The organism is Agromyces agglutinans (assembly GCF_009647605.1).
GTDB classification, from domain to species: Bacteria; Actinomycetota; Actinomycetes; order Actinomycetales; family Microbacteriaceae; genus Agromyces; species Agromyces agglutinans.
On record NZ_WJIF01000001.1, the window covers coordinates 17,939 to 37,876 of the forward strand.

19 protein-coding genes are annotated in these 19,938 nt (G+C 68.9%); 12 read left to right on the forward strand and 7 right to left on the reverse strand.

Annotated features, from left to right (window positions below; translation table 11 throughout):
* Window positions 1-36 precede the first annotated feature (36 nt).
* The 5 genes from GE115_RS00095 (at window position 37) to GE115_RS00115 (ending at window position 3,535) form a co-directional block, all read left to right on the forward strand.
* The gene (locus tag GE115_RS00095; RefSeq protein ID WP_153682822.1) at window positions 37-216 is read left to right on the forward strand and encodes a hypothetical protein; all 180 of its coding nucleotides are present in this window, start codon (window positions 37-39) and stop codon (window positions 214-216) included.
* Between the two features lie 222 nt (window positions 217-438).
* On the forward strand, window positions 439-840 hold the full coding sequence (locus GE115_RS00100) for a helix-turn-helix domain-containing protein (protein ID WP_153682823.1): 402 nt from the start codon (window positions 439-441) through the stop codon (window positions 838-840).
* A 1,119-nt stretch (window positions 841-1,959) separates the two neighbouring features.
* Complete coding sequence (locus GE115_RS00105) at window positions 1,960-2,325, forward strand: hypothetical protein (RefSeq protein WP_153682824.1); 366 nt, start codon at window positions 1,960-1,962, stop codon at window positions 2,323-2,325.
* Window positions 2,322-2,495 (forward strand): hypothetical protein, encoded by a 174-nt coding sequence (locus tag GE115_RS00110; RefSeq protein WP_153682825.1) that lies wholly within the window; start codon window positions 2,322-2,324, stop codon window positions 2,493-2,495. Before GE115_RS00105 ends, GE115_RS00110 begins: the two co-directional genes overlap by 4 nt.
* 116 nt (window positions 2,496-2,611) lie before the next feature.
* Window positions 2,612-3,535, forward strand: coding sequence for a hypothetical protein (locus GE115_RS00115; RefSeq protein ID WP_153682826.1), 924 nt, complete (start codon window positions 2,612-2,614; stop codon window positions 3,533-3,535).
* A 120-nt stretch (window positions 3,536-3,655) separates the two neighbouring features.
* Here the strand turns inward: GE115_RS00115 and GE115_RS00120 are convergent, their stop codons facing one another.
* From GE115_RS00120 to GE115_RS00145, 6 genes are all read right to left on the reverse strand, one after another.
* Window positions 3,656-3,922 (reverse strand): hypothetical protein, encoded by a 267-nt coding sequence (locus GE115_RS00120; RefSeq protein WP_153682827.1) that lies wholly within the window; start codon window positions 3,920-3,922, stop codon window positions 3,656-3,658.
* The gene (locus GE115_RS00125) at window positions 3,909-4,409 is read right to left on the reverse strand and encodes a hypothetical protein (RefSeq protein WP_153682828.1); all 501 of its coding nucleotides are present in this window, start codon (window positions 4,407-4,409) and stop codon (window positions 3,909-3,911) included. The genes GE115_RS00120 and GE115_RS00125 overlap by 14 nt, the downstream gene beginning before the upstream one ends.
* Window positions 4,410-4,469: 60 nt before the next feature.
* Window positions 4,470-5,048, reverse strand: coding sequence for a hypothetical protein (locus tag GE115_RS00130; protein WP_153682829.1), 579 nt, complete (start codon window positions 5,046-5,048; stop codon window positions 4,470-4,472).
* 583 nt (window positions 5,049-5,631) lie between these two features.
* Window positions 5,632-6,117: a GNAT family N-acetyltransferase gene (locus GE115_RS00135; protein WP_172979614.1), complete on the reverse strand. Its 486-nt coding sequence runs from the start codon at window positions 6,115-6,117 to the stop codon at window positions 5,632-5,634.
* A 191-nt stretch (window positions 6,118-6,308) separates the two neighbouring features.
* Window positions 6,309-7,268: a LysR family transcriptional regulator gene (locus tag GE115_RS00140; protein ID WP_153682831.1), complete on the reverse strand. Its 960-nt coding sequence runs from the start codon at window positions 7,266-7,268 to the stop codon at window positions 6,309-6,311.
* Between the two features lie 24 nt (window positions 7,269-7,292).
* Window positions 7,293-8,330 carry a LacI family DNA-binding transcriptional regulator gene (locus GE115_RS00145; RefSeq protein ID WP_153682832.1) on the reverse strand — a complete coding sequence of 346 codons (1,038 nt, stop codon included), beginning with the start codon at window positions 8,328-8,330 and terminating at the stop codon, window positions 7,293-7,295.
* Between the two features lie 183 nt (window positions 8,331-8,513).
* Here GE115_RS00145 and GE115_RS00150 point away from each other — a divergent pair, with 183 nt between their 5' ends.
* The 5 genes from GE115_RS00150 (at window position 8,514) to GE115_RS00170 (ending at window position 16,543) form a co-directional block, all read left to right on the forward strand.
* Window positions 8,514-9,824, forward strand: a complete 1,311-nt coding sequence (locus tag GE115_RS00150) for an ABC transporter substrate-binding protein (protein ID WP_312854714.1) — start codon at window positions 8,514-8,516, stop codon at window positions 9,822-9,824.
* A gap of 150 nt (window positions 9,825-9,974) precedes the next feature.
* Window positions 9,975-10,784 carry a carbohydrate ABC transporter permease gene (locus tag GE115_RS00155; RefSeq protein ID WP_153682833.1) on the forward strand — a complete coding sequence of 270 codons (810 nt, stop codon included), beginning with the start codon at window positions 9,975-9,977 and terminating at the stop codon, window positions 10,782-10,784.
* A gap of 4 nt (window positions 10,785-10,788) precedes the next feature.
* A complete protein-coding gene (locus GE115_RS00160; protein WP_153682834.1) occupies window positions 10,789-11,691 on the forward strand; it encodes a carbohydrate ABC transporter permease in 903 nt (300 codons plus the stop codon).
* Window positions 11,688-14,336: a family 78 glycoside hydrolase catalytic domain gene (locus GE115_RS00165; protein WP_312854715.1), complete on the forward strand. Its 2,649-nt coding sequence runs from the start codon at window positions 11,688-11,690 to the stop codon at window positions 14,334-14,336. Before GE115_RS00160 ends, GE115_RS00165 begins: the two co-directional genes overlap by 4 nt.
* A complete protein-coding gene (locus tag GE115_RS00170) occupies window positions 14,333-16,543 on the forward strand; it encodes a glycoside hydrolase family 3 C-terminal domain-containing protein (protein ID WP_153682835.1) in 2,211 nt (736 codons plus the stop codon). Before GE115_RS00165 ends, GE115_RS00170 begins: the two co-directional genes overlap by 4 nt.
* A gap of 66 nt (window positions 16,544-16,609) precedes the next feature.
* On the opposite strand, the gene GE115_RS00175 is transcribed toward GE115_RS00170, so the two are convergent.
* On the reverse strand, window positions 16,610-17,632 hold the full coding sequence (locus GE115_RS00175; RefSeq protein ID WP_153682836.1) for a VOC family protein: 1,023 nt from the start codon (window positions 17,630-17,632) through the stop codon (window positions 16,610-16,612).
* A 286-nt stretch (window positions 17,633-17,918) separates the two neighbouring features.
* On the opposite strand from GE115_RS00175, the gene GE115_RS00180 reads away from it, so the two are divergent.
* Together GE115_RS00180 and GE115_RS00185 are read left to right on the forward strand one after the other, a co-directional pair.
* A complete protein-coding gene (locus tag GE115_RS00180; protein ID WP_312854716.1) occupies window positions 17,919-18,899 on the forward strand; it encodes a fumarylacetoacetate hydrolase family protein in 981 nt (326 codons plus the stop codon).
* A gap of 5 nt (window positions 18,900-18,904) precedes the next feature.
* A complete protein-coding gene (locus GE115_RS00185) occupies window positions 18,905-19,897 on the forward strand; it encodes a cyclase family protein (protein WP_312854849.1) in 993 nt (330 codons plus the stop codon).
* Window positions 19,898-19,938 lie beyond the last annotated feature (41 nt).

Genomic DNA, 19,938 nt, shown 5'->3' on the forward strand with positions numbered 1-19,938 from the left:
TACTACGGCTTGCGTAGTCGAGGTGTCGATCTCGGCGTGACGGTCTACACGATCAACGGGCAGCCGTTCGTCAGCGCCGCCGAGGTCGACGCGCAGCGCGAGCGCGAGGGGCTACCGCCGAAGCGGCTCAAGAAGAGCCCGACGACCGCGCCGTCGACCGCGTCGAGAGGATCGTCGGGCTCGAGAGGGTCGTCCGGCTCTTCGCCGACCAGGTGACCCCCTACCGAACACCCCCGAGGCAGGAACCGGAGCCCGCCTCTCTCGATTCTTCACGAGGGAGACGACAGTATGCCCCACAACGAGGAAGGGGCCGCCGTGTGTGACGCGGCGACCCCCGACGCCCCGGATGGGGACTTGGAACCGAACACCACGATACCCCCGGCACCGTCCGAGAGGATCGCCGACTTCCGAGCGATCCCGGACCCGCGGATCGTTCGGATGGCCCTGTACGTGGACGCGTTCGTCATGCATCCGTACATCGGCGAACGGATCACGAAGAGCCATCTCCGAGTCTTCCGTGTCGTGCTCGAGGCGATGGGGGTCGACGGGTACTGCGACCTGACTCGCGAGACGATCGCCAAGACCGCGGGCGTCTCGGTGCAGACGGTCACGAGAGCGATCCAGGCGTTCGAGCAGTTCGGCGAGCTGGACGTCGTCGAGACGATCGGCGACCGGGACGAGACGAAGCTCGGGCAGAGCGTGAACCTGCTGTTCGCGCCTCGATTCACCGGAATCTCCCCCGGCGGCAGGGCGGCCAGCTTCACGTACGCGGGCGGGCGCCTCGTCGTCACCGGATGGGCTGATAGGACGCGGCGCACGGGCGGACGGAGGACACCATGAACCGAGCGACACGCCCGGGATGCGCGACCGTGTTCCGGATACCGAAACACGGTCGCGAAATCGGCGGAAATCGACCGTGTTCCGGATTCCGGAAGGGCGGAATTCGGCGGAACACCCCTCGCGAAAACTACCTTTCCGGATTCCGAAACACGGTGCGTGTTTCGGAATCCGGAAGGGCGGAATCACGGGCGAGTTGGGACCGTGTTTCGGATTCCGAACCCTATTTAAGGCGACCAGGTGCGCAACGTGCGGCTTCAGGCACTCCGCAACCCCTCCGCTGCGCTCCGGGGTCGCTCCGTGCGAGGAGCGCCGACTTCGTCGCCGCGCCCTTCCTTGTGGGGCAGGCGTCTGTCCCACACCCCTGGCTCCTCCGCTACTTCCGGCCGGGTCATTCGCTCCGCTGCGCTCCGCGGACCCGGCCGGAAGTAGCTCCTCCGCTCCCGATCAGGTTCGCTCCGCTTCGCTCCCGCGAACCTGATCGGATCGACATGGAGAGATATCGCTTCGCTCGATGCCGGAAACCAGATCGATCTGGCGGCCTTACGGTTCGCGAGTGGCCCTGCACTGCCGCTGATGACGACGAAGCTGGCAGCGGATCAGTCCTCGCCGTCGGCAAGCGAATCGTGGAGCGGAGCGGAACGGTTCGCGCGGCAGTTGCGAGGCGTCGACCGGCCACCTTCGGGAGCCGCCGACGTCGGCCTCGAGGTGGTGCGGCGGGTGAGTACCTACAGTGCGCGAGCGCGCGTGACGACGTGCAGCACGTGGCGATTTCCGGACGCGAAACTGCTGGTTTCGTGCGGCCGAGGAGGACCAGACGCATGAGTTACCCGTCGGTCGGATTCGACTTCCGATGCCCCGACTGCGACAACGCGACCACGGGGTTGCTGCCGTGGTGAGGTCAGGCTCGCTCGGGTCGGGGATGGTGTGGTGTCCGCCGAGCGCGGTCGTTGTTCACTTCGGCAGTCCTGAAGGTACGACGTACCGAGCGCCCGAGGCCGCGCCCGGTTTCCTTAGAGACCCGAGCGTCGGACTCCCGCTCGACCTCCACACCGAGCCGGCCGCCGACGCCCGGCGTGCAGGGGAGCGTGCGCAGTGACTGACTCGGCATCGTCCGCGATCGTGTGGCAGCTCGCCGACGAACTCGAGCGCGCCCCCATGGTGTTCCACGACCTGCCCGAGCGGGCTCGCGAGTACATCGCGGCCTGGGTGCGGACGGTCGATCACGGGTGCGGGCACCCGGCACCCGTTCACGTGAGCATGATGCCCGGACGATCGGCCGTATGCCCGGCATGCGCGCTCGCCCTCGGCTTCGACACGCAGGTCGGCGACCGGTGCGGCCCGTGTCGGGCACCGCTCGGTGCGCACGGCATCGTAACCGCGTTCGCGATCTCGCCGCGGTCGATCGCGTTCGTCGCGTTGTGCGCCGAATGCGCCGGCACCAAGACCCCTGGCACCCCATCCACCGAGGAAGGAAGCGCACCATGAAGACCACGACCACCACGCCCATGCCGCCCGACGAGGTCGTCTCGATCATCCGGCGGGCCGTCGCCGAGGAGATCGCCGAGCAGCGGTCCAGCGAGCGCAACGCGCGGTCGGAGCGGATCGCTCTGCTTCGCCGAGAGATGATCCGCATCATGAGCCGGGGCACCCGATGAGCCGCGAGAGTCGCGCCGCTGCACTCCGTGCCGAGCTGACGGCAATGGACCTTCCGGCAGCTCCGTGCCGGTACTGCGGTGTGCCGGTCAAGCAGGGTCGGGGCACCCGGCTACCGATGGATGCGGCCTACCAGACGATGAATGATCCATGGTTCGAATGGGCCGACTACTGGCGCCGCGCCCACCGCGAATGCGCCCCGCCCGCCCCGACTGTCGACGGCGGGAGCCCGGCGCGGAACCGGCTCCGCGCCGACCGGCAACACCGGGTGACGATCCTCAAACAGGCCGTCGGGGTGACCGTGGCCGAGGCTGCCGCGCTGGACGTGTTCGAACGCTACGGCGACGTGCTCACCGCGTTCCGGGTCGCCCCGATCGACGGCATCGTCGGCGCTCTCGACGTGAATGCCGGGCGAAGGTTCCAGCACATCGAACGCGCGCGCCGGGCCTACGGATGGATTGACGCCGACTTGCGCGACGAGATTCGCGAGTACGCCCGCAGCAGCGACACGGCCGCCGACGGCCCGGCGAGGTGCGCGGCGGGTGCGTGCGCGTTCTGCGGACGCGCCGAGGCTGTCGGATGGGTGGAATCCCCGTTCACCTGGTCCGACGGCACGCCGGCGGCGTTGTGCGGCTCCTGCAATCGGGTGTGGGAGCGCAGGGGGAGCCCGACCCTCGCGCGCGACACCGCGACCCGATACGACGACGTTGCCGCGAACGACCTTCGCGCCGTCGCCGTGGAGCTGCTGACCGGTTACGCCGTGCTCGGCATGTCCGGCTACGGCCTGAAGCTCTTCCACGAGATCGCCGAGGCCGACGAGAAAGGCGGGTTCCCCGAGCCCTGGGCCTTCCGCCCCGATGCGCTCGACGAGGTCCGCGCCGACGTCTGGCGAGTTCAGCGCCACCTCATCCCCGCCGGTGCCGAAGGCGATCGGTTCCGCGAACGGTTCGCCGCTGAGGATGCCGAGGAAGTCGCCCGTGCCGCTGAGAACGCGCAGCAACACTCGAGCGGTTGGGAGCGGTCTGCTGCTCAGAGCGGCTAGTACGCGTTCATGCCTGAGACGCCCTGAGAGCGCCGCTGAGCGCCGAAACGATGTGCAGGAGGGCTCCGGATGCCGAGACGGGGGTTCGATCGCTCCATTCCGTATTACGAAATGGACTGATCAGGAGGCCGAACCGGCCTGATCAACCTCGACCGCCTCGAGCAACGCGCCCGTGACGATCAGCTCGACCTCCCCGCGGTCCATGCCGGCCAGGTCGCCGACCCGCAGTACCGCGGCCACCGTCGCCAGGGCGCCGGCCGGCAGTCCCTCTCGGAGCCAACCGACCGCGCCCTCGAAGAACATCGAGCGCACCTCCTCGGGCGCGAAGTCACCAAGGCCTTCCCGCAGCCGGCGGCCAAGCGCCTCGAGGTCGTCATCGCCGGTCATCGTCGATCTCCACGACCTCGGCGTCGACGATCGTCTCGAGGTCCGGCTCGGGGGAGCCGACCCCGGTCCGCCGCCGCAATTCCTCGAGCACCTGCTCGAACTCCCGGGCGTCAGGATTCACGAGTTCCAGCCGGCTCGGAGCATCGAGACCGTCGAGCTGCGCCGCCGACCGCGCGAGAGCTACCGCCGCCCGCACGGCCCCCGGCCGGCGCTTCGCGGCATCCTCCAAGCTGATCCGCCAGAGCGTTTCATGACGCTCGCGCCACGTCGAGCGCACAAGCTCCCGATCGGGCTCCGGCACCCGATTGAAGAATCTCTTCACCGCCCGAAACGCGTTCGCCCCGTTCGCGTACCCGACCGCGGCGGCGATCTCATCCCAGGTAGCGCCTGCCACCCGCATCCGCCATGCCCGACCGGCACGGTCGCCGTGGTCGGCGCGCACAACCTGGTGCCCGGCCCCGCTTGTCATCTGCTCGTCACGGTCCATACCCCCGTAGCGTATTACGAGGATTCCTCGAGGGGCATGCTGGCCGTCGCGAGGATTCGCCTAGGGCTGCCCAAACGCCGCGTCTTGGGCGTTCCATTGAGCCTCGGCCGCGGCCTTCTCGCGCATCCAACGTCGACTCATCATTCGAATTTCGTCTTGGGTCGGCCACTCGTTGCGGAATTCCATTGCCGCTCCGAGATCCATGCGAATCAGGAAGGGTTGCAGTTCCGTAACCGGGATATCGCCCCGGTGCCACGCGGTGAGCATGCGACCCGCCGAACCGAACGCGTTTAGCCGCGTGGTGTCGTCGACGCCCGCCGTTGCGTAGTAATTGACTCCGTGGATGAAGTCCTCAACGGGCTTCTCGACCAACGATGAGATTTCGGCCTGCGCCTTCCAGGAACGAGCGACCGCCGCGTCTGCCTTCTCGGTGCCAGCCGCGAACGTCGTCGCGATGTTGGCTTCGGTCCATTCGACGATAGCCACTCGTCTCGATTCCAGTCTCCGGCGCTCGTCGTCTGCGGCGCGCGAGGAGCGCTGCAACCACCATGGTCCGACCACCGCGCCGAGGGCGCCAACGAGAGCGCCCAGGAAGCCCGCCGCAGCGGTGATGAGTGCGATGGCGACGGTGTCGGTCATTCTCGAAAGATAGCGCTCGGAATCGCGATCTCGGCGGAGTGCCACCCAGGTAACCAGACAGCGAGCGATACCACGGCGCGAGGCCGTTTCGAGTCGGTGAGGGTGGGGGGTCAGTGACTGGCCGGAGGTGGTCGTGCTCCGGCTCGGTGACCGCCGGTCCGGGCACCTGGAGGACTGCGGCCGAGGTTTTGAGGGTCGTGCTAGCAGATTGCTAGCAGGTTGCTAGCACGGAAGGTGCGATCGGACGTAACAGGATGAGACGACACGCCGACCCGAATATCCCGTCTGTTCGGGGAGTTTGGGTGATTTGGGTTAGGCGCGGCGGGGGACTCGAACCCCGATAGAACGAACTCATAATCCATCGGTCACGGGTTCAAGTCCCGTCCGCCCTACAAATGGCTTCTGATCAGGGAGTTCTGCCTTTGTGGAAGTCTCGTCGTGTCCGATGCCCAGAGTGTCGCCTCGGCGGACACAATGTAACTCGCGCTGTCTTGCCCAGGTTCGGGTGGGGTGGATCGATCTCGAGTAGACGCGTCAATTCTTCGCTCGATTCGTGAAGAGGGGTCACGAACATCGCCCGCGGTCAGCGGGGCTCGTCAGCGGCAGCTCCCGTGATGCGGATCGAGTGGCGCGAGTACTGGCTCACCCAGAGCCCAGCGACGGGTTCGATATCAGCGTCATGTGTGAATCCGAGAGCTTCATAGAGGGCGCGAGCAGGCGCATTCTCACGTCCGGTCGCCACGATGGTTCGCGCCTCGAGTGACATGACTTCGGTCACCAGGGAAGATCCGAGACCCTTTCGGTGATACTTCGGATCGATCATGAGACGGTCGATGTCGACTGCGCCTCCCTCCACCGCGTACCCCAAGGCGCCAGCGATCCGGTCGCCATCGAAGGTCACCACCCAGTGCAGCTGTGCGGATACGAGGTCCTGCACTGATTCATGCAGTGGCGGGATTCGGTCGTCACCGATGAGCGCGGCCTCGACTCGGTACGCGTGTCGCTGAAGTTCCAGCAGATCCGGAGCCAAGCCGGCAACTTCCTCGGCCCGAAGTGTGCGTGTGATCATGACCTCCGATCTTGGCATGCCGCCCGTGGCCGGCGTCAGGAACGGCCGATCGGAGATTGACTCTGCCGAACGCCGTTGCGATCACCGTCGCGGCGAGTTCAACCGGAGTAGGTGTGTCACCCATCAACCGAAAGAGGACAGCCCTACGGCAAGCCGGTGCGGCTGGCCCGCCTGGTGCCGTTCTCCCCGGCTCAGCCTGCCGCGAGCTTCGCCGCGACCGCGCCCACCCGCTCGCGGAACCAGCGGTGCCCGGCATCCTGTTCGTGCGACGGACTCCACCAGAACGCCTGCTTGATGCCGGGAATGGCGATCGGGCAGTCGACGGCGACGACATCGCCGCGCTCCTGGAACCGCTCGACCAGGGAGACCGGCACGAAGGCGACGCGGTCGGTTCCGGCGACCATGTCGGGAAGGGTGAGGAAACTGCGCGTCGTCACCTGCATCCGCGGGTACACGCCGAGCATGTGCAGTTCGCGGGTCGCCGCGACGATGGCCGTGCGTCCGCTGTACGTCGTCGCCCATGGCCTGGCGCCGAGGGCCTCGACGGTCAACGGAGTCGATGCGGTGTCGGTCGCGACCAGGCAACGCCACTGGTCGGTGAAGAGATCGGTGTACTCGAGGTGTTCGAGATAGCCGTGCGGCAGGATCAGGCCGTCGATGTCGCGAAGCGAATCGGGTGCCTCGTCGACGACGGCATCCTGCACGTGCTCCATGCGGAGCATCACGTTCGGTGCCACCCTCGAGAGCTCGCGCGAGAGCGACGCCCCGAACACCGCGGCGACGTAGTCGGAGCAGACCAGGCGGAACTCGCGGCTGCTCTGCTCGGGGCGGAAGTCGGCCTGGGCGCTGAAGACGCGCGTGAGGGAATTGCTGGCTTGCGTGACCGACTCGAGCAGTTCGATGCCGAGCGGACTGAGCACGTACCTGTTGCCGGCGCGCACGAGGAGTTCGTCGTTGAAGTGCCGCCGCAGCCGCGAGAGGGCGGCGGACAGCGCGGGCTGGCTCATGTACATGCGCTCGGCCGCACGGCTGACGCTGCGCTCCTCGAGCAGCATCTGCAACGGCACGACCAGGTTGAGGTCGACCGAGCTCAGCTGCAGCGCGCTCCGGCCGGACTGGGAAGCGTCATCGGCTGCGGGTTCGTTCGTCATCGTCGACGGTCCCTTCGGTCGGTCCTATCGCTCGGTGCTGCGCCGCGCGATCAGGGTGGGGGTGAGCCGGATGGCGCGGTGCTCGTGGTCGGGCGCTTCGACCTCGTCGACGAGGAGTCGTGCGCCGACGTACCCGAGCTCCTCACCGGGCTGGCTGATGGTCGAGATCGGGATCGGGGCATCCCATGCGGCCTGGTTGTTGTCGTATCCAATCACACTGACCGTGTCGGGCACCGAGATCGGGCGGATCTCGGAGAGCGCCTGGACGATGCCCGCGGCGAGCAGGTCGGATGCCGCGACGATGCCGTCGACTTCGCCGTTCAGGACACGGTCGGCGAGCTGCCGGCCGACCTGCCATCCGTCGGACCGGTTGACCCAAGCGGGTGAGATCTCGTCGACCGGCGCGAGGGAGGCTTCGACGAGCGCACGACGGAATCCGGCGCGCCGGTCGGTGACCGGCTGCAGCGTGTCGGGACCACCGACGAAGACGATGCGGCGTCGACCGGTTTCGAGCAGATGGGATGCCGCGAGGTGGCCGCCGGCCTCGTTGTCGATGGATGCCGTGCAGTAACGGCCGGTGTCGTCGTGGAAGTTGAGCATGACGATCGGCTGCCCGTGCGCGTGACGCCCGGCGATGGCGCGGAAGTGCGAGGCGTCGTTCAGGGTGAGCAGCACGCCCCGAACGCGGGTCTCGGCGAAGAGTTCGACGTAGCGGTCCTCGCGCTCCAGCTTGCCGTCGCTGTTGGCGAGCACGACCGACAGCCCCTGTTCGTCGGCCGCGCGCTCGGTGCCGCGGGCGATGTCGATGAACAGCGAGTTGCCGAGGTCGGAGAGCACCAGGCCGATGGAGCGCGTGCGGCCGGCGGCGAGCGAGCGGGCCGCACCGTTCGGGATGTAGCCGAGCATGCCGATGGCCCGATCGATCCGTTCGAGCGTGGGCCCCGCGACCCGCTCGCGGTGGTTCAACGCGTTGGACACGCTCGCGATCGAGACGCCGGCGAGCGCGGCGACGTCCTTGATGCCGGGGGAGGTCGGCTCTTCGCGCGCCGCTGCGTCTGACATGTCCGGAAGCCTAACGCAGCTTGTAACGCTCCAAGCGACGGTGCAACGTGCATCGACGCGGCGAATATCGGGTATTCCGGAGAGGCGCAGCGCGAAAGGTCCATTCGGCTGGAGCGACCGTCGCCGCCGATCTACGCTCATCCGTTGTAGCGCTTCAATCGAGGCCGCATTCAAGGAGGAACTGTGACCACAGCACGCAAGCGGGCAAGGAAGATCGTCCCGCTCATCGCCGGAATCGGCGCCACCGCGCTCGCGCTGACGGGCTGCACCAGCGGCGGAGGCGGAGGCGAGGCCACCGCGCCCGACTCGTTCAGCTATCTCTCGTTCGCCGAGAACACGTCCATCCAGGACACCCTGACCGCGCTGTCGGAGGGGGAGTGCTCCGCTGAGAACGAGGCGCTCGCGCTCGACATCACGACCCAGCCGCAGGCGAGCTACGACCAGCAGCTCCAGCTCCTCGCCGGCCAGAACGCGCTGCCGGTGCTGTTCGCGAGCGGCAACACGCCGCAGGTCGCGAAGGACCTGCAGAAGGGCGGCAAGCTCGTCGACGTCGAGCAGGCGCTCGAGGACCTCGACCAGTCCGACGCGATCATCCCGGCGGCGAAGTCGACCATCGACGCGCTGTACGACGGCGAGCAGTACGTGCTGCCCACCGAGTTCAACGTCGAGGGCATCTGGTACAACAAGCAGCTCTTCGCCGACCACGGAATCGAAGTTCCGACGACGTGGGACGAGCTCGTCGCGGCCGCGGACACGCTCAACGCCGCCGGCGTCATCCCCTTCTCCGCCGACGGACAGGACGGCTGGCCGCTCACCCGCCTGGTGGGCAACTACCTCTTCCGCACGCTCGGCCCCGACGCACTGCAGCGCGTGGCCGAGGGCGAGGCGAAGCTGACCGACCCCGAGTACGTCGAGGCCGCGGCGGCCGTCGCCGAGCTCGGCGACAAGGGCTACTTCGGCCCGTCGGTGACGTCGATCGACTACATGACCGCCGTGAACCAGTTCCTCACCGGCCAGGCGGGCATGTTCTACATGGGCTCGTGGATCCTCGCGAACTTCAACGACCCCGAGCAGAACCAGATCGGCGCGGAGAACATCGGCTTCATGCCGTTCCCCGAGGTCGAGGGCGGCGAGGGTTCGGCCGACCAGCTCGCCGCGAACGTGGGCGTCCCGCTCGCGCTGTCCGAGGCTTCGTACTCGGACGACGTGGCGTCGTGGCTCGGCTGCTTCGCCGAGAACTTCGGCTCGAGTTCGCTCGCGAACCAGGGCGTCATCACGGGCTTCAAGGTCGCGACTCCCGTCGAGGACCTGCCTCCGCTGACGCAGGAGGTGCAGTCGCAGATCGAGGCGACGACCCAGAGCGTGCTCTGGTTCGAGGCGCTGTTCAACGCGAAGGCGGCCACGACCAGCCAGACGAACGCCTCCCAGCTCGTGACCGGTGCGCTCAGCCCGGAGGAGTTCATGGAGACCGTCCAGGCCGACCTCGGCAACTAGCCACGGACACCGGGGTGCGCGCGTCCGCGCGGCGGGCGCGCGCACCCTTGCCATCACAGGAAAGAACCAGCTGCAGTGAATCGCGTACTAGGTGACTGGCGGGCCGTCACCGTTCTTCTCGGACCCGCGCTCCTCGTCTACACCCTCGTCATGCTCGTGCCCATCTTCTGGTCGCTCGGGTACACGGTGTTCGAGGGCAACCCGATCATCGGGTTCACCTTCGTCGGCTGGGACAACATCGCCGCGCTCTTCACGGACCCGAAGATCGGCGACGCCCTCGTCTTCACCGTCAAGTACGCGCTCGTGCTCACCGTCGGGCAGGTGCTCGCAGGCTATCTGCTGAGCCTGCTCTACGTGTTCTGGCTCCGGAAGGCCTCCGGCCTCATCCGCACCCTCGTCTTCTTCCCGGTCGTGCTCCCGACCGTGGCGGTCGCCCTGTTGTTCCAGGCGCTGTTCGCGATCGCCCCGCAGATCGGCCCGGTCAACGCCCTCCTGAACGCGGTCGGCATCGAATCGATCGACTGGTTCGCCTCCGGGGGAACGGCCTTCTGGGTCATCATCATCATGGACATCTGGCGTTCGATGGGCTTCTACGCCGTGCTCCTCTACGCCGGCCTCGTCGACATCCCCGAGGAGCTCTTCGAGTCCGCGCGCATCGATGGCGCATCGGGTTGGCGCCTGGTCCGCCACATCGTGATCCCGCTGTCCCTGCCGGTGCTGTTCTCGTCCATCATCTTCAGCATCAACGGCACGTTGAAGGTGTTCGACTCCGTGCTCGCGCTCACGAACGGCGGCCCGGGCAACACGACCACCCCGCTCACGCTGTACATGTACCAGACCTCGTTCACCTACGGCGAGTACGGCTACGGCAGCTCCATCGCGCTCCTGCTGACGATCCTGTGCCTGCTCGTCACGCTGTTCATCTTCCGTTCCTCGCGCCGCGACCTGACCAAGGGGTGACCCCATGACCGACACCACACTCGAGACGGTCGCCCGACCCACCGTGCAGGCCCCGGAGCCGCAGCGCCGCAGTCCGCTGCTCTGGGTCCGCCGCATCCCCGGCTGGCTGGTCGTCGCGGTGCTGCTCATCGCCGTGGGCTACCCGCTCGTCTGGCTGCTGATGGGCTCCTTCAAGACGCAGGCCGAGTTCCTGAACAATCCGACGTGGGCTCTGCCCGAGGACTGGACCAACTTCGACAACTACGTCGAGGCGTTCACGACCGGCAACCTCGCGGTCTACATCAAGAACAGCATCCTGGCCACGCTTCCGGCGCTGGCCCTCACGATCATCATCGGCGTCGCCGCGGGCTTCGCGCTCGAGGTCATGGTGTGGAAGGGCCGGGGCACCGTGCTGCTGCTCTTCCTCGCCGGCATCATGGTCCCCGGGCAGATGATCCTCCTGCCGCTGTTCACCATCTACTTCCAGACCGGGCTCACCGGCACGCTGTGGCCGTTGATCATCACGTACACGGCCATCGGCCTGCCGCTCACGGTCTTCATGATGGCCACGTTCTTCCGCGGCGTCCCGCGCGAGATCTTCGAAGCGGCGACCCTCGACGGTGCCAGCATCTACCGCCAGTTCCGCTCGATCGGCTTTCCGATGGTGAAGAACGCGATCTTCACGGTCGCCCTCGTCCAGTTCTTCTTCATCTGGAACGACCTCCTGATCGCGCTGACCTTCACGAACCGCGACGACCTGCGCACCATCCAGGTCGGGCTCCTGAACTTCACCGGCGAGTTCGGGCAGGTCCAGTACGGCCCGACGTTCGCCGCCGTCTGCGTGAACGTCTTCGGCACCCTGATCATCTACCTCTTCCTCAACCAGCGGGTCATGAAGGGCATGACTGCCGGGGCGGTGAAGGGGTGAGCGTCCTCGACCTTCGCGTCGAACACCTCGCCGAACCGCTCGGCATCGGAACCCCGACACCCCGGCTGAGCTGGCGCCTGTCGACGGGAACGCAGCTCGCGTACGAGGTCGAGGCCGTCCACGCGACCGGACGCAGCGAGCGCGTACGCGTCGACAGCGCCGACACGCTGTATCAGCCATGGCCCTTCGCGCCGCTCGACTCGCGGGCCGCGGTCGATCTCCGGGTGCGAGCCCTCGCCGAGGGGGCATCCGAGTTCACCGCGTGGAGCGCGCCGCTTCGCATCGAGGTCGGCCTGCTCGACGAGGCGGACTGGCAGGTCGATTGGGTCTCGCCCTCGATCGAGGCGGCCCACGACGGCCCGCGTCCGGCGCACCTGCTGCGCGCCGAGTTCACGACCGTCGGCGAGGTGCGCCGCGCCCGGCTCTACGCCACCGCGCACGGCATCTACGACCTCGAGGTGAACGGCATCGCCCCGACCGATGAGGTGCTCGCCCCCGGCTGGAGTTCGTACGGGCACCGGCTGCGTTACCGCACGATCGACCTCACGCCGCATCTGGCAGCCGGTCGAAACGCGATCGGTGTGCACCTCGCCGACGGGTGGTACCGCGGACGGCTCGGCTTCAACGGCGGCCTCTGGGATGTCTACGGCGGGGATGCCTCGGTGCTGATGCAGCTCGAGATCGAGGACGAGTCCGGCCTCCGGGTCGTACCGCTCGACTGGCGTACGGCGGCCGGCCCCGTCATCGCGACGGGGTTGTACGAGGGCGAGCGTCACGACGCGCGCCTCGATGCGCCTGGGTGGTCGCGGCCGGGCTTCGACGACGCCGAGTGGAAGCCGGCCGAGCGCATCCCCCGGAGCGCGTTCGGTGCGGCGCTCGAGGCGCCGACCGGGCCGCCGGTTCGAGTCGTCGAGACGATCCGACCCACCCTCGTCTCGCGCGCGGCCGACGGAACGATGCTGCTGGACGTCGGTCAGAACATCGCCGGCAAGATCCGGGTCACCGCCTCGGCGACCGCCGGGGCCACCCTGCGCATCCGCCATGCCGAGGTGCTCGAAGACGGCGAGCTCGCGACGAGGCCGCTGCGATCCGCGACGTCCGTCGACGAATACACCTTCGCCGCTGCCGGCCGCGTCACCTGGACCCCGCGGTTCACCATCCACGGGTTCCGCTACGTCGAGATCAGCGGCATCCCGGATCTCGATGTCGGCGACGTCGAGGCGCTCGTCATCCATTCGGACATGCGCCGAACGGGGTGGTTCCGGACGGATCATCCGCTGCTCGATCGGTTCCACGAGAACGTCGTCTGGAGCATGCGCGACAACTTCGTCGACCTGCCGACCGACTGCCCCCAACGCGACGAGCGCCTCGGCTGGACCGGCGACATCCAGGTGTTCGCGCCGACGGCGGCCTACCTGTACGACGCGACCGGCGTCCTCCAGAACTGGCTCCGGGACCTCGCCGCCGAACAGGCCGCGGCCGGCTCCGTGCCGAACTTCGTCCCTTGGGTCGAGTGTGGATTCCCGAGCGACCCCGCAGCGGTGTGGGGAGACGCCGCCGTGATCGTGCCGTGGACCCTGTACCGGCGGACCGGCGACAGCGGGATCCTGCGCGACCAGTTCCCGAGCATGCGCGCCTGGATCGACCAGGTGTTCGCGTTGACCGAAGGGACCGGGCACTGGAACCGAGGATTCCAGCTCGGCGACTGGCTCGACCCTGCTGCGCCGCCCGAACGGCCGGGAGACTCGAAGACCGACCCGTACCTCGTCGCGACGGCGTACCTCGCCCATTCGGCGCGCCTCGTGCGCGAGACCGCGCTGGTGCTCGGCGACGAAGCAGCCGCCGACCGCTACGGCGACATCGCCGACCGGGCGCGTGCAGCGTTCCGGGCGCACTACGTCGCGCCGTCCGGCCGCGTCGTGAGCGACACCGTCACGGCCATCGCGATCGCGATCGCCTTCGACCTGCTGGAGAACGACGCGCAACGCGCCGAGGCCGGGCGACGGCTCGCGGAACTCGTCGCCGAAGGCGATCACCTGATCCAGACCGGCTTCGCCGGCACGCCGATCGTCTGCGACGCGCTCGCCGCGACGAACCATCTCGACGTCGCCTACCACCTCCTCATGCGCACCGAATCGCCGTCCTGGCTGTACGCGGTCGTGATGGGCGCGACCACCGTCTGGGAGCGATGGGACAGCATGCTCCCCGACGGCAGCATCAATCCGGGCGAGATGACGTCGTTCAACCACTACGCACTCGGTGCGGTGGCCGACTTCCTCCACCGCGTCGTGGGCGGCATCGAGGAGCTCGAGCCCGGATACCGGCGCGTGAGGATCGCGCCGCGACCCGGCGGGGGGCTCCGGCGGGCATGCGCACGGCACGACAGCCCCTATGGGGCGATCGCCAGTGCGTGGGAGCGCATCGGCGGGTGGATGCACCTGACCGTCACGGTACCGGCCGGGGTCACCGCGGAGGTCATTCCGCCCGGCGGGGATGCGCGGCCGGTGACCGTCACCGAGGGGCGGCACGAACTGCGGTTCGCGGTGCGTCCGGCGGCCGACGATCCGGTGCGCCCGCGCAGGTGGAACATCCACAACCCCGAGGAACGCCGCGAGATGATCGAGACGGGCACGCTGCGACCATGACGACAAGCCACGACGACCTGACCCTGGCGGAGGCGGCATCCCTCCTGTCCGGCGCCGACATGGCGTCCACCGTGTCACTCCCGGCACACGGCATCCCGTCGGTCGTGATGACCGATGGGTCCAACGGGGTCGCGATGAACCTGCCGGACTTCTCCGGGAAGGTTGCGGCCACGTGCTTCCCGAGCTCGTCGGCGATCGCAGCGAGCTGGGATCCCGAACTCGTCGCGCGCGTCGCCGCCCGGATCGCCGTCGAGGCGAAGGCCGCGGGCGCCCAGGTGCTGCTGAGCCCCGGGATGAACCTCAAGCGCTCACCGCTCGGCGGGCGGAACTTCGAGTACTACTCGGAGGACCCGATCCTGACCGGTGAACTCGCCGTGGGCTTCGTGCGCGGGGTGCAGGGCCAGGGCATCGGTGCGTGCGTCAAGCACTTCGTGGCCAACAACCAGGAGACCGATCGGATGCGCGTGAGCGCCGAGGTCTCGGAACGGGCGCTCCGCGAGCTGTACCTGCGCGCGTTCGAGACGGTCGTCACGCGTGCAGCACCCTGGCTCGTGATGGCGTCGTACAACAAGGTCAACGGCACCTACGTCAGCGAGGACCCGCGACTGCTCACCGGCGTCCTCCGGACGGAGTGGGGATTCGAGGGCGTCGTCGTCTCGGACTGGGGAGCGGTCGACGACCGCGAGCGCGCCCTCCGCGCAGGACTCGACCTCGAGATGCCGTCGACCTCGGGCGCCTCGGCGGCCGCACTCGTCGCCGCGGTCGAACGGGGCGCGCTCGAGGAAGGCATCGTGCGCCGCTCGGCGGAGCGGGTCGCCGCACTCGCGCGTCGAGCCCACCAGTCGACCGACCCCGCCGCGCCGGTGGATGCCGATCCCGATGCGCTCGCCGTGACGGCCGCCGAGCGGTCGATCGTCCTGCTCGCCAATGACGGCGCCCTGCCGCTGGACCGCAGCGCACGCGTGGCCGTCGTGGGCGCCTTCGCGCTCGCACCGCGGTTCCAGGGCGGCGGCAGCGCCGGCGTGAACGCGCGTCGTTCGCCGGGCTCGATCGTCGACGCGCTCGATCGGCTGCGACCGGGCCGCGTCGCCTTCGCCGCCGGGTACGACGAGACCGGCACGACGGGCACCGAGTCGGACCTCGCCGAGGCGGTAGCCACTGCGGCCGCCGCCGACGTCGCGATCGTCGTGGTCGGCACGCCCGAGTCCGCCGAGAGCGAGGGCTACGACCGGGCCGACCTCGACCTGCCCGCGGTGCAGGACCGACTCGTCCGCGAGGTCGCCGCGGTCACCGCCCGAACGGTCGTCGTCGTGATCTCCGGCGGCCCGGTGCGCACCGAGGCCTGGCGGCACGACGTGCACGCTGTCATCGCGACCGGGCTCGCCGGCCAGGGGATCAGCGATGCCCTCGCCGCGGTCCTCTGCGGCGATGCCGAGCCCTCTGGCCGCCTCGCCGAGACCTGGCCGGTCGACCTCGCCGACACCCCGAGCCACCTGAGCTTCCCCGGCGAGGCCGGGATCAGCGTGTACGGCGAGGGTGTGTTCGTGGGGTACCGCGGCCACGACCTCGGGGGTGGGCGGGTCGCGTTCGCGTTCGGCCACGGACTCTCGTACGCGACATTCGAGTACTCGGGCTTGCGGGTGCGGGCGACCGATGAGGGCTGGAGCGTGTCGCTCATCGTCCGCAATCCCTCGGAACGCGGCGGGCGCGAGGTCGTCCAGCTCTACGTCGAACCGCCGGAGTCGACGCCGGTGCGCCGGCCCGTTCGCACGCTCGCCGCCTTCGAGTCCGTGCTCGTTGATGCGGGCGCCTCGCGCGAGGTGACGATCGAGGTGCCGCGCCGGGCGCTGGAGCGGTGGGACGAGCGCCTGGGCCGTTGGACGCTGGACGCCGGCGCGCACCACCTGGCGGTCGGCGCGTCGTCGCGGGACGTCCGCCTCCGGGCGGGCATCACGCCCGAGGTCGCCGACGACCGGCATCCGGTGACCCGCGAGTCCACGCTCGTCGAGTGGCTGCAGCACCCGGTGGCAGGTCCGGCCCTGCTCGCGGCGGTCGGCGAGGCGGACCCCACCGGTCGCACGCTCGGCATGCTCACGAACCCGGTCGCGGTCCTGATGATCGGCGGACTGCCGATCCACCGGCTCGCGGTCGACGCCGGCAACGCGCTGACCGAACCACTCCTCGCGGAGATCGCTGCGAGGCTCTGAGCTGCCGACGACGCGGCGGTGGCCCGGCTCCTCGACGGAGCCGGGCCACCGCGGTGAGAGCCCTGTTCAGCCGCGACCCGGCACGGCGTAGGGGTTCAGCAGCGCCTCCTCGGTGCCCGGGTAGACGCCCTCTTCGGTCGCGGTCGGACGACCCTCGTCGGGCGGGAAGGACTCGGTCATCGACATGGGCATCGCACCGTTGCGGTAGATGCTGTTCGACCCGGTCGACGGCTTCCAGTCCTTCGGCTTCCAGTCCGGCACGTAGTTGCGGTACCCGCCGGTGTTGACCTCGATGCGGAGCCCGCTCGGGTCGCGGAAGTAGAGGAAGCTCTGCTCGCCGATGCCGTGGATCGACGGCCCGTACTCGATGTCGGTGCCGTTCTCCATGAGGACGTCCGCGGCGATGAGGAGTTCCTCGCGGGTGTCGACCCAGAAGGCGTAGTGGTTGATCCGGCCCGGCCGGCTCGAGCTGTCGAGCACGATGCCGAGGTCGTGCGACTTCTCGTTCGTCGTGATGACCGCGAAGACCGTGATGGGCGCCTCGTCGAGCACCGTGTAGGCCATGATGCGGAAGCCGAGCACGTCCTGGTGCCATTCCGCGAAGGCGCGCACATCACTCGCGGCGATGGTCACGTGATCGAGGTTCCGGGGGGCGCCGGCGACGCTGGACCGGCGCTCGGGGCGGTCGGGGAAGATCGACGCGTTCGCCTCGTCGGCCTCGTACTGCTCGACCTCCCAGGCGAGTCGGATGGTGTGGCCCCAGGGGCCCGTGAACACGTACGAGCGACCGCGCCCGGGTCCGCCGTCCGACCATTCGCCGGTGACGCCCACGTCCTCGACCCGGCGCGCGGCCTCATCGAGCGCCTCGGGGCTGGTGGTGCGCCATCCCATCTCGACGAGCGCCGGTTCGGGGCCTTCGGAGAGGGCCACGCTGTGGTGCGTGTAGTCGCCCCACGAACGCAGGTAGACCTTGCCGTCTTCGCGAGCGACCTCGCGGAGTCCGATCCGCTCCAGATAGAACGCGACGGATGCCTCGACATCCGGTGTCGCGATCTCCACGTGGGTGAGGTGGGACAACAGTGTGATCATCTTCGATCCTTCGGTTCGTGCGAATGCGTTCCAAGCGGTGGTCCGACGACATCGGACGTCATCAGGCTGCGGGGCGCGGCCGGCCGAGGGGAACAACGGACCGGCTATGCCCGCATCGACGACGTGGATAGCGCGCGGCTTCGTGGCCCCGACGCGCCGTGGACGGGCGGATATCCACCGCGTGGATAGCGGCGATCAAGGATCGGTTGTTCACCCGGTGTGCCGCTCCGGCTTTGAATGAGGGCGATCCGCGGCGACGATGCGCGGACCGGAATGGAGAGCCGACGTGACCACCCCGTCCGATGGGCTGCGAGCCCCCTTCGCCCTCGCCCGCTTCCGGGACGACGACCGAGTACGGCTCGGGATCGTCGTCGAACGAAGCATCCGCGCCCTGGATGCGCAGGACATCGGCGACGCCTCGCTCAATGAGCTCCTCGAGGTCGCACCGGCGAGCTGGGAGCGGCTGGCTGCGGCGGCCGAGCGGACGGAGGGCTGGCGCGATCTCGACTCCGTCACCCTGACGGCTCCCGTGGAACCACGACAGGTCCTGCAGACCGGCGCGAACTACCGCACGCATGTCATCGACCTGGTGGTCGCCGGACGCGCCGCGGAGGACCCGCGCCCCGTGGAGGAGCTCCGCGAGTGGGCCGCCGAGATGATGGACCGCCGGGCGCGCGAGGGCATCCCGTACTTCTTCATCGGCCTGCCCGCAGCCGTGGTCGGCGACGACGACGAGCTCGTCCTGCCGGAGTACAGCGAGCAGCACGACTGGGAGCTCGAGCTCGCGGTCGTGATCGGCAAGCCCGCCTTCCGCGTCGGGCCGGCCGAGGCGATGGATCACGTCGCCGGCTACACGATCGTCAACGACATCACCACTCGCGATCTCGTGTTCCGCCAGGACATGAAGGAGATCGGCACCGACTGGTACCGCGCGAAGAACGCGCCGGGGTTCCTGCCCACGGGACCGTTCCTCGTCCCGGCTCCGTTCGTCGAGGACCCGGGTGCCCTGCGGCTCCGGCTCGACCTGAACGGCAGGACGATGCAGGATGCGACGACCGACGACCTGCTCTTCGGCCTTCCCGCGCTCATCTCGGCGGCCAGCCGGAACATGCCGCTGCTTCCCGGCGATCTCCTGCTCACCGGGAGCCCCGCGGGCAACGGCATCGTGCACGGCCGGATGCTCCGCGACGGCGACGTCATGACGGCGACGATCGAGGGCCTCGGCACCCAGGTCGTGCGGTGCCGAGCCGAGGCGGCGGTCGCGTGAGCGCGATCGGAGCCATCGTCGAGCATCCGGCGCACCTCGACCGGACCGACCCGGCCGGGCACATCGCGGCGGCCGCGGCGGCATACCGCAACTGGGGGCGATGGGGCGAGGACGACCGCCTCGGCACGCTGAACTTCATCGACGACGCGAGGCGCGTCGCGGCCGCCGCGCTGGTCCAGCGCGGCGCGGCGTTCTCGCTGTCGCAGCCGTTCGACATGAACGGGCCCCAGCAGGGATGGCGCCGGCGTACGAACCCCGTGCACACCATGCTGGACACCGGCACCGACGCAGTCGCCAACGGCCAGGGCTTTCCGCACGGCATCGGCGGCGCCGACGACGTGATCGCGATGCCGCTGCAGTGTTCGACGCAGTGGGACGGCCTCGGCCACATCTTCGACCGGGGCACGGCCTGGAACGGCCGGCCCGCCGATCGGGTGGTCACGAGCGAGGGCGATCTCGTCACGGGAATCGAGCATGCCGTGGATCGCATCGTCGGCCGCGGCGTCCTGCTCGACATGGGCAGGCATCTCCGGCCCGACGGCGAACTGCCCGACGGGTACGCGATCACCGTGGAGGACCTCGAATCCTGCATCGCCGCCCAGGGACCGACCTCCCGCGTGGGGCGGGGGGACCTCGTGCTCGTGCGGACCGGCCGGTACACCCGCGCCAAGCGCGAGGGCTGGAACGGATACGCCGGGGGGCCGAGCGCCGGATTGTCGTTCACGACCGCCGGATGGCTCCACCGAACTGAGATCGCCGCGATCGCCACCGACACCTGGGGATTCGAAGTGCGCCCGAACGAGTTCGACGACGCGTTCCAGCCGCTGCACCAGGTCGTCATCCCGAACATCGGCCTGACGGTCGGTGAGATGTGGGACCTCGACGACCTCGCCGAGGACTGTGCGGCCGACGGCCGATTCGAGTTCCTGCTCACCGCCGCGCCGCTGCGGATCACCGGGGCCGTCGGCTCGCCCGTCACCCCGATCGCCCTCAAATGACCTCCCCCGCTCCAATTCCCGTCGACGAAGGAGTCCACGAA

Excerpts from the sequence above, each read along its gene's own strand:
- GE115_RS00170 (WP_153682835.1), top strand. The coding sequence starts at position 14,333 with ATGACGACAAGCCACGACGACCTGACCCTGGCGGAGGCGGCATCCCTC.
- GE115_RS00100 (WP_153682823.1), top strand. The coding sequence starts at position 439 with ATGGCCCTGTACGTGGACGCGTTCGTCATGCATCCGTACATCGGCGAA.
- GE115_RS00110 (WP_153682825.1), top strand. The coding sequence starts at position 2,322 with ATGAAGACCACGACCACCACGCCCATGCCGCCCGACGAGGTCGTCTCG.
- GE115_RS00155 (WP_153682833.1), top strand. The coding sequence starts at position 9,975 with ATGCTCGTGCCCATCTTCTGGTCGCTCGGGTACACGGTGTTCGAGGGC.
- GE115_RS00125 (WP_153682828.1), bottom strand. The coding sequence starts at position 4,409 with ATGGACCGTGACGAGCAGATGACAAGCGGGGCCGGGCACCAGGTTGTG.
- GE115_RS00135 (WP_172979614.1), bottom strand. The coding sequence starts at position 6,117 with ATGATCACACGCACACTTCGGGCCGAGGAAGTTGCCGGCTTGGCTCCG.
- GE115_RS00175 (WP_153682836.1), bottom strand. The coding sequence starts at position 17,632 with ATGATCACACTGTTGTCCCACCTCACCCACGTGGAGATCGCGACACCG.
- GE115_RS00145 (WP_153682832.1), bottom strand. The coding sequence starts at position 8,330 with ATGTCAGACGCAGCGGCGCGCGAAGAGCCGACCTCCCCCGGCATCAAG.
- GE115_RS00130 (WP_153682829.1), bottom strand. The coding sequence starts at position 5,048 with ATGACCGACACCGTCGCCATCGCACTCATCACCGCTGCGGCGGGCTTC.
- GE115_RS00140 (WP_153682831.1), bottom strand. The coding sequence starts at position 7,268 with ATGACGAACGAACCCGCAGCCGATGACGCTTCCCAGTCCGGCCGGAGC.
- GE115_RS00160 (WP_153682834.1), top strand. The coding sequence starts at position 10,789 with ATGACCGACACCACACTCGAGACGGTCGCCCGACCCACCGTGCAGGCC.
- GE115_RS00115 (WP_153682826.1), top strand. The coding sequence starts at position 2,612 with ATGGATGCGGCCTACCAGACGATGAATGATCCATGGTTCGAATGGGCC.
- GE115_RS00120 (WP_153682827.1), bottom strand. The coding sequence starts at position 3,922 with ATGACCGGCGATGACGACCTCGAGGCGCTTGGCCGCCGGCTGCGGGAA.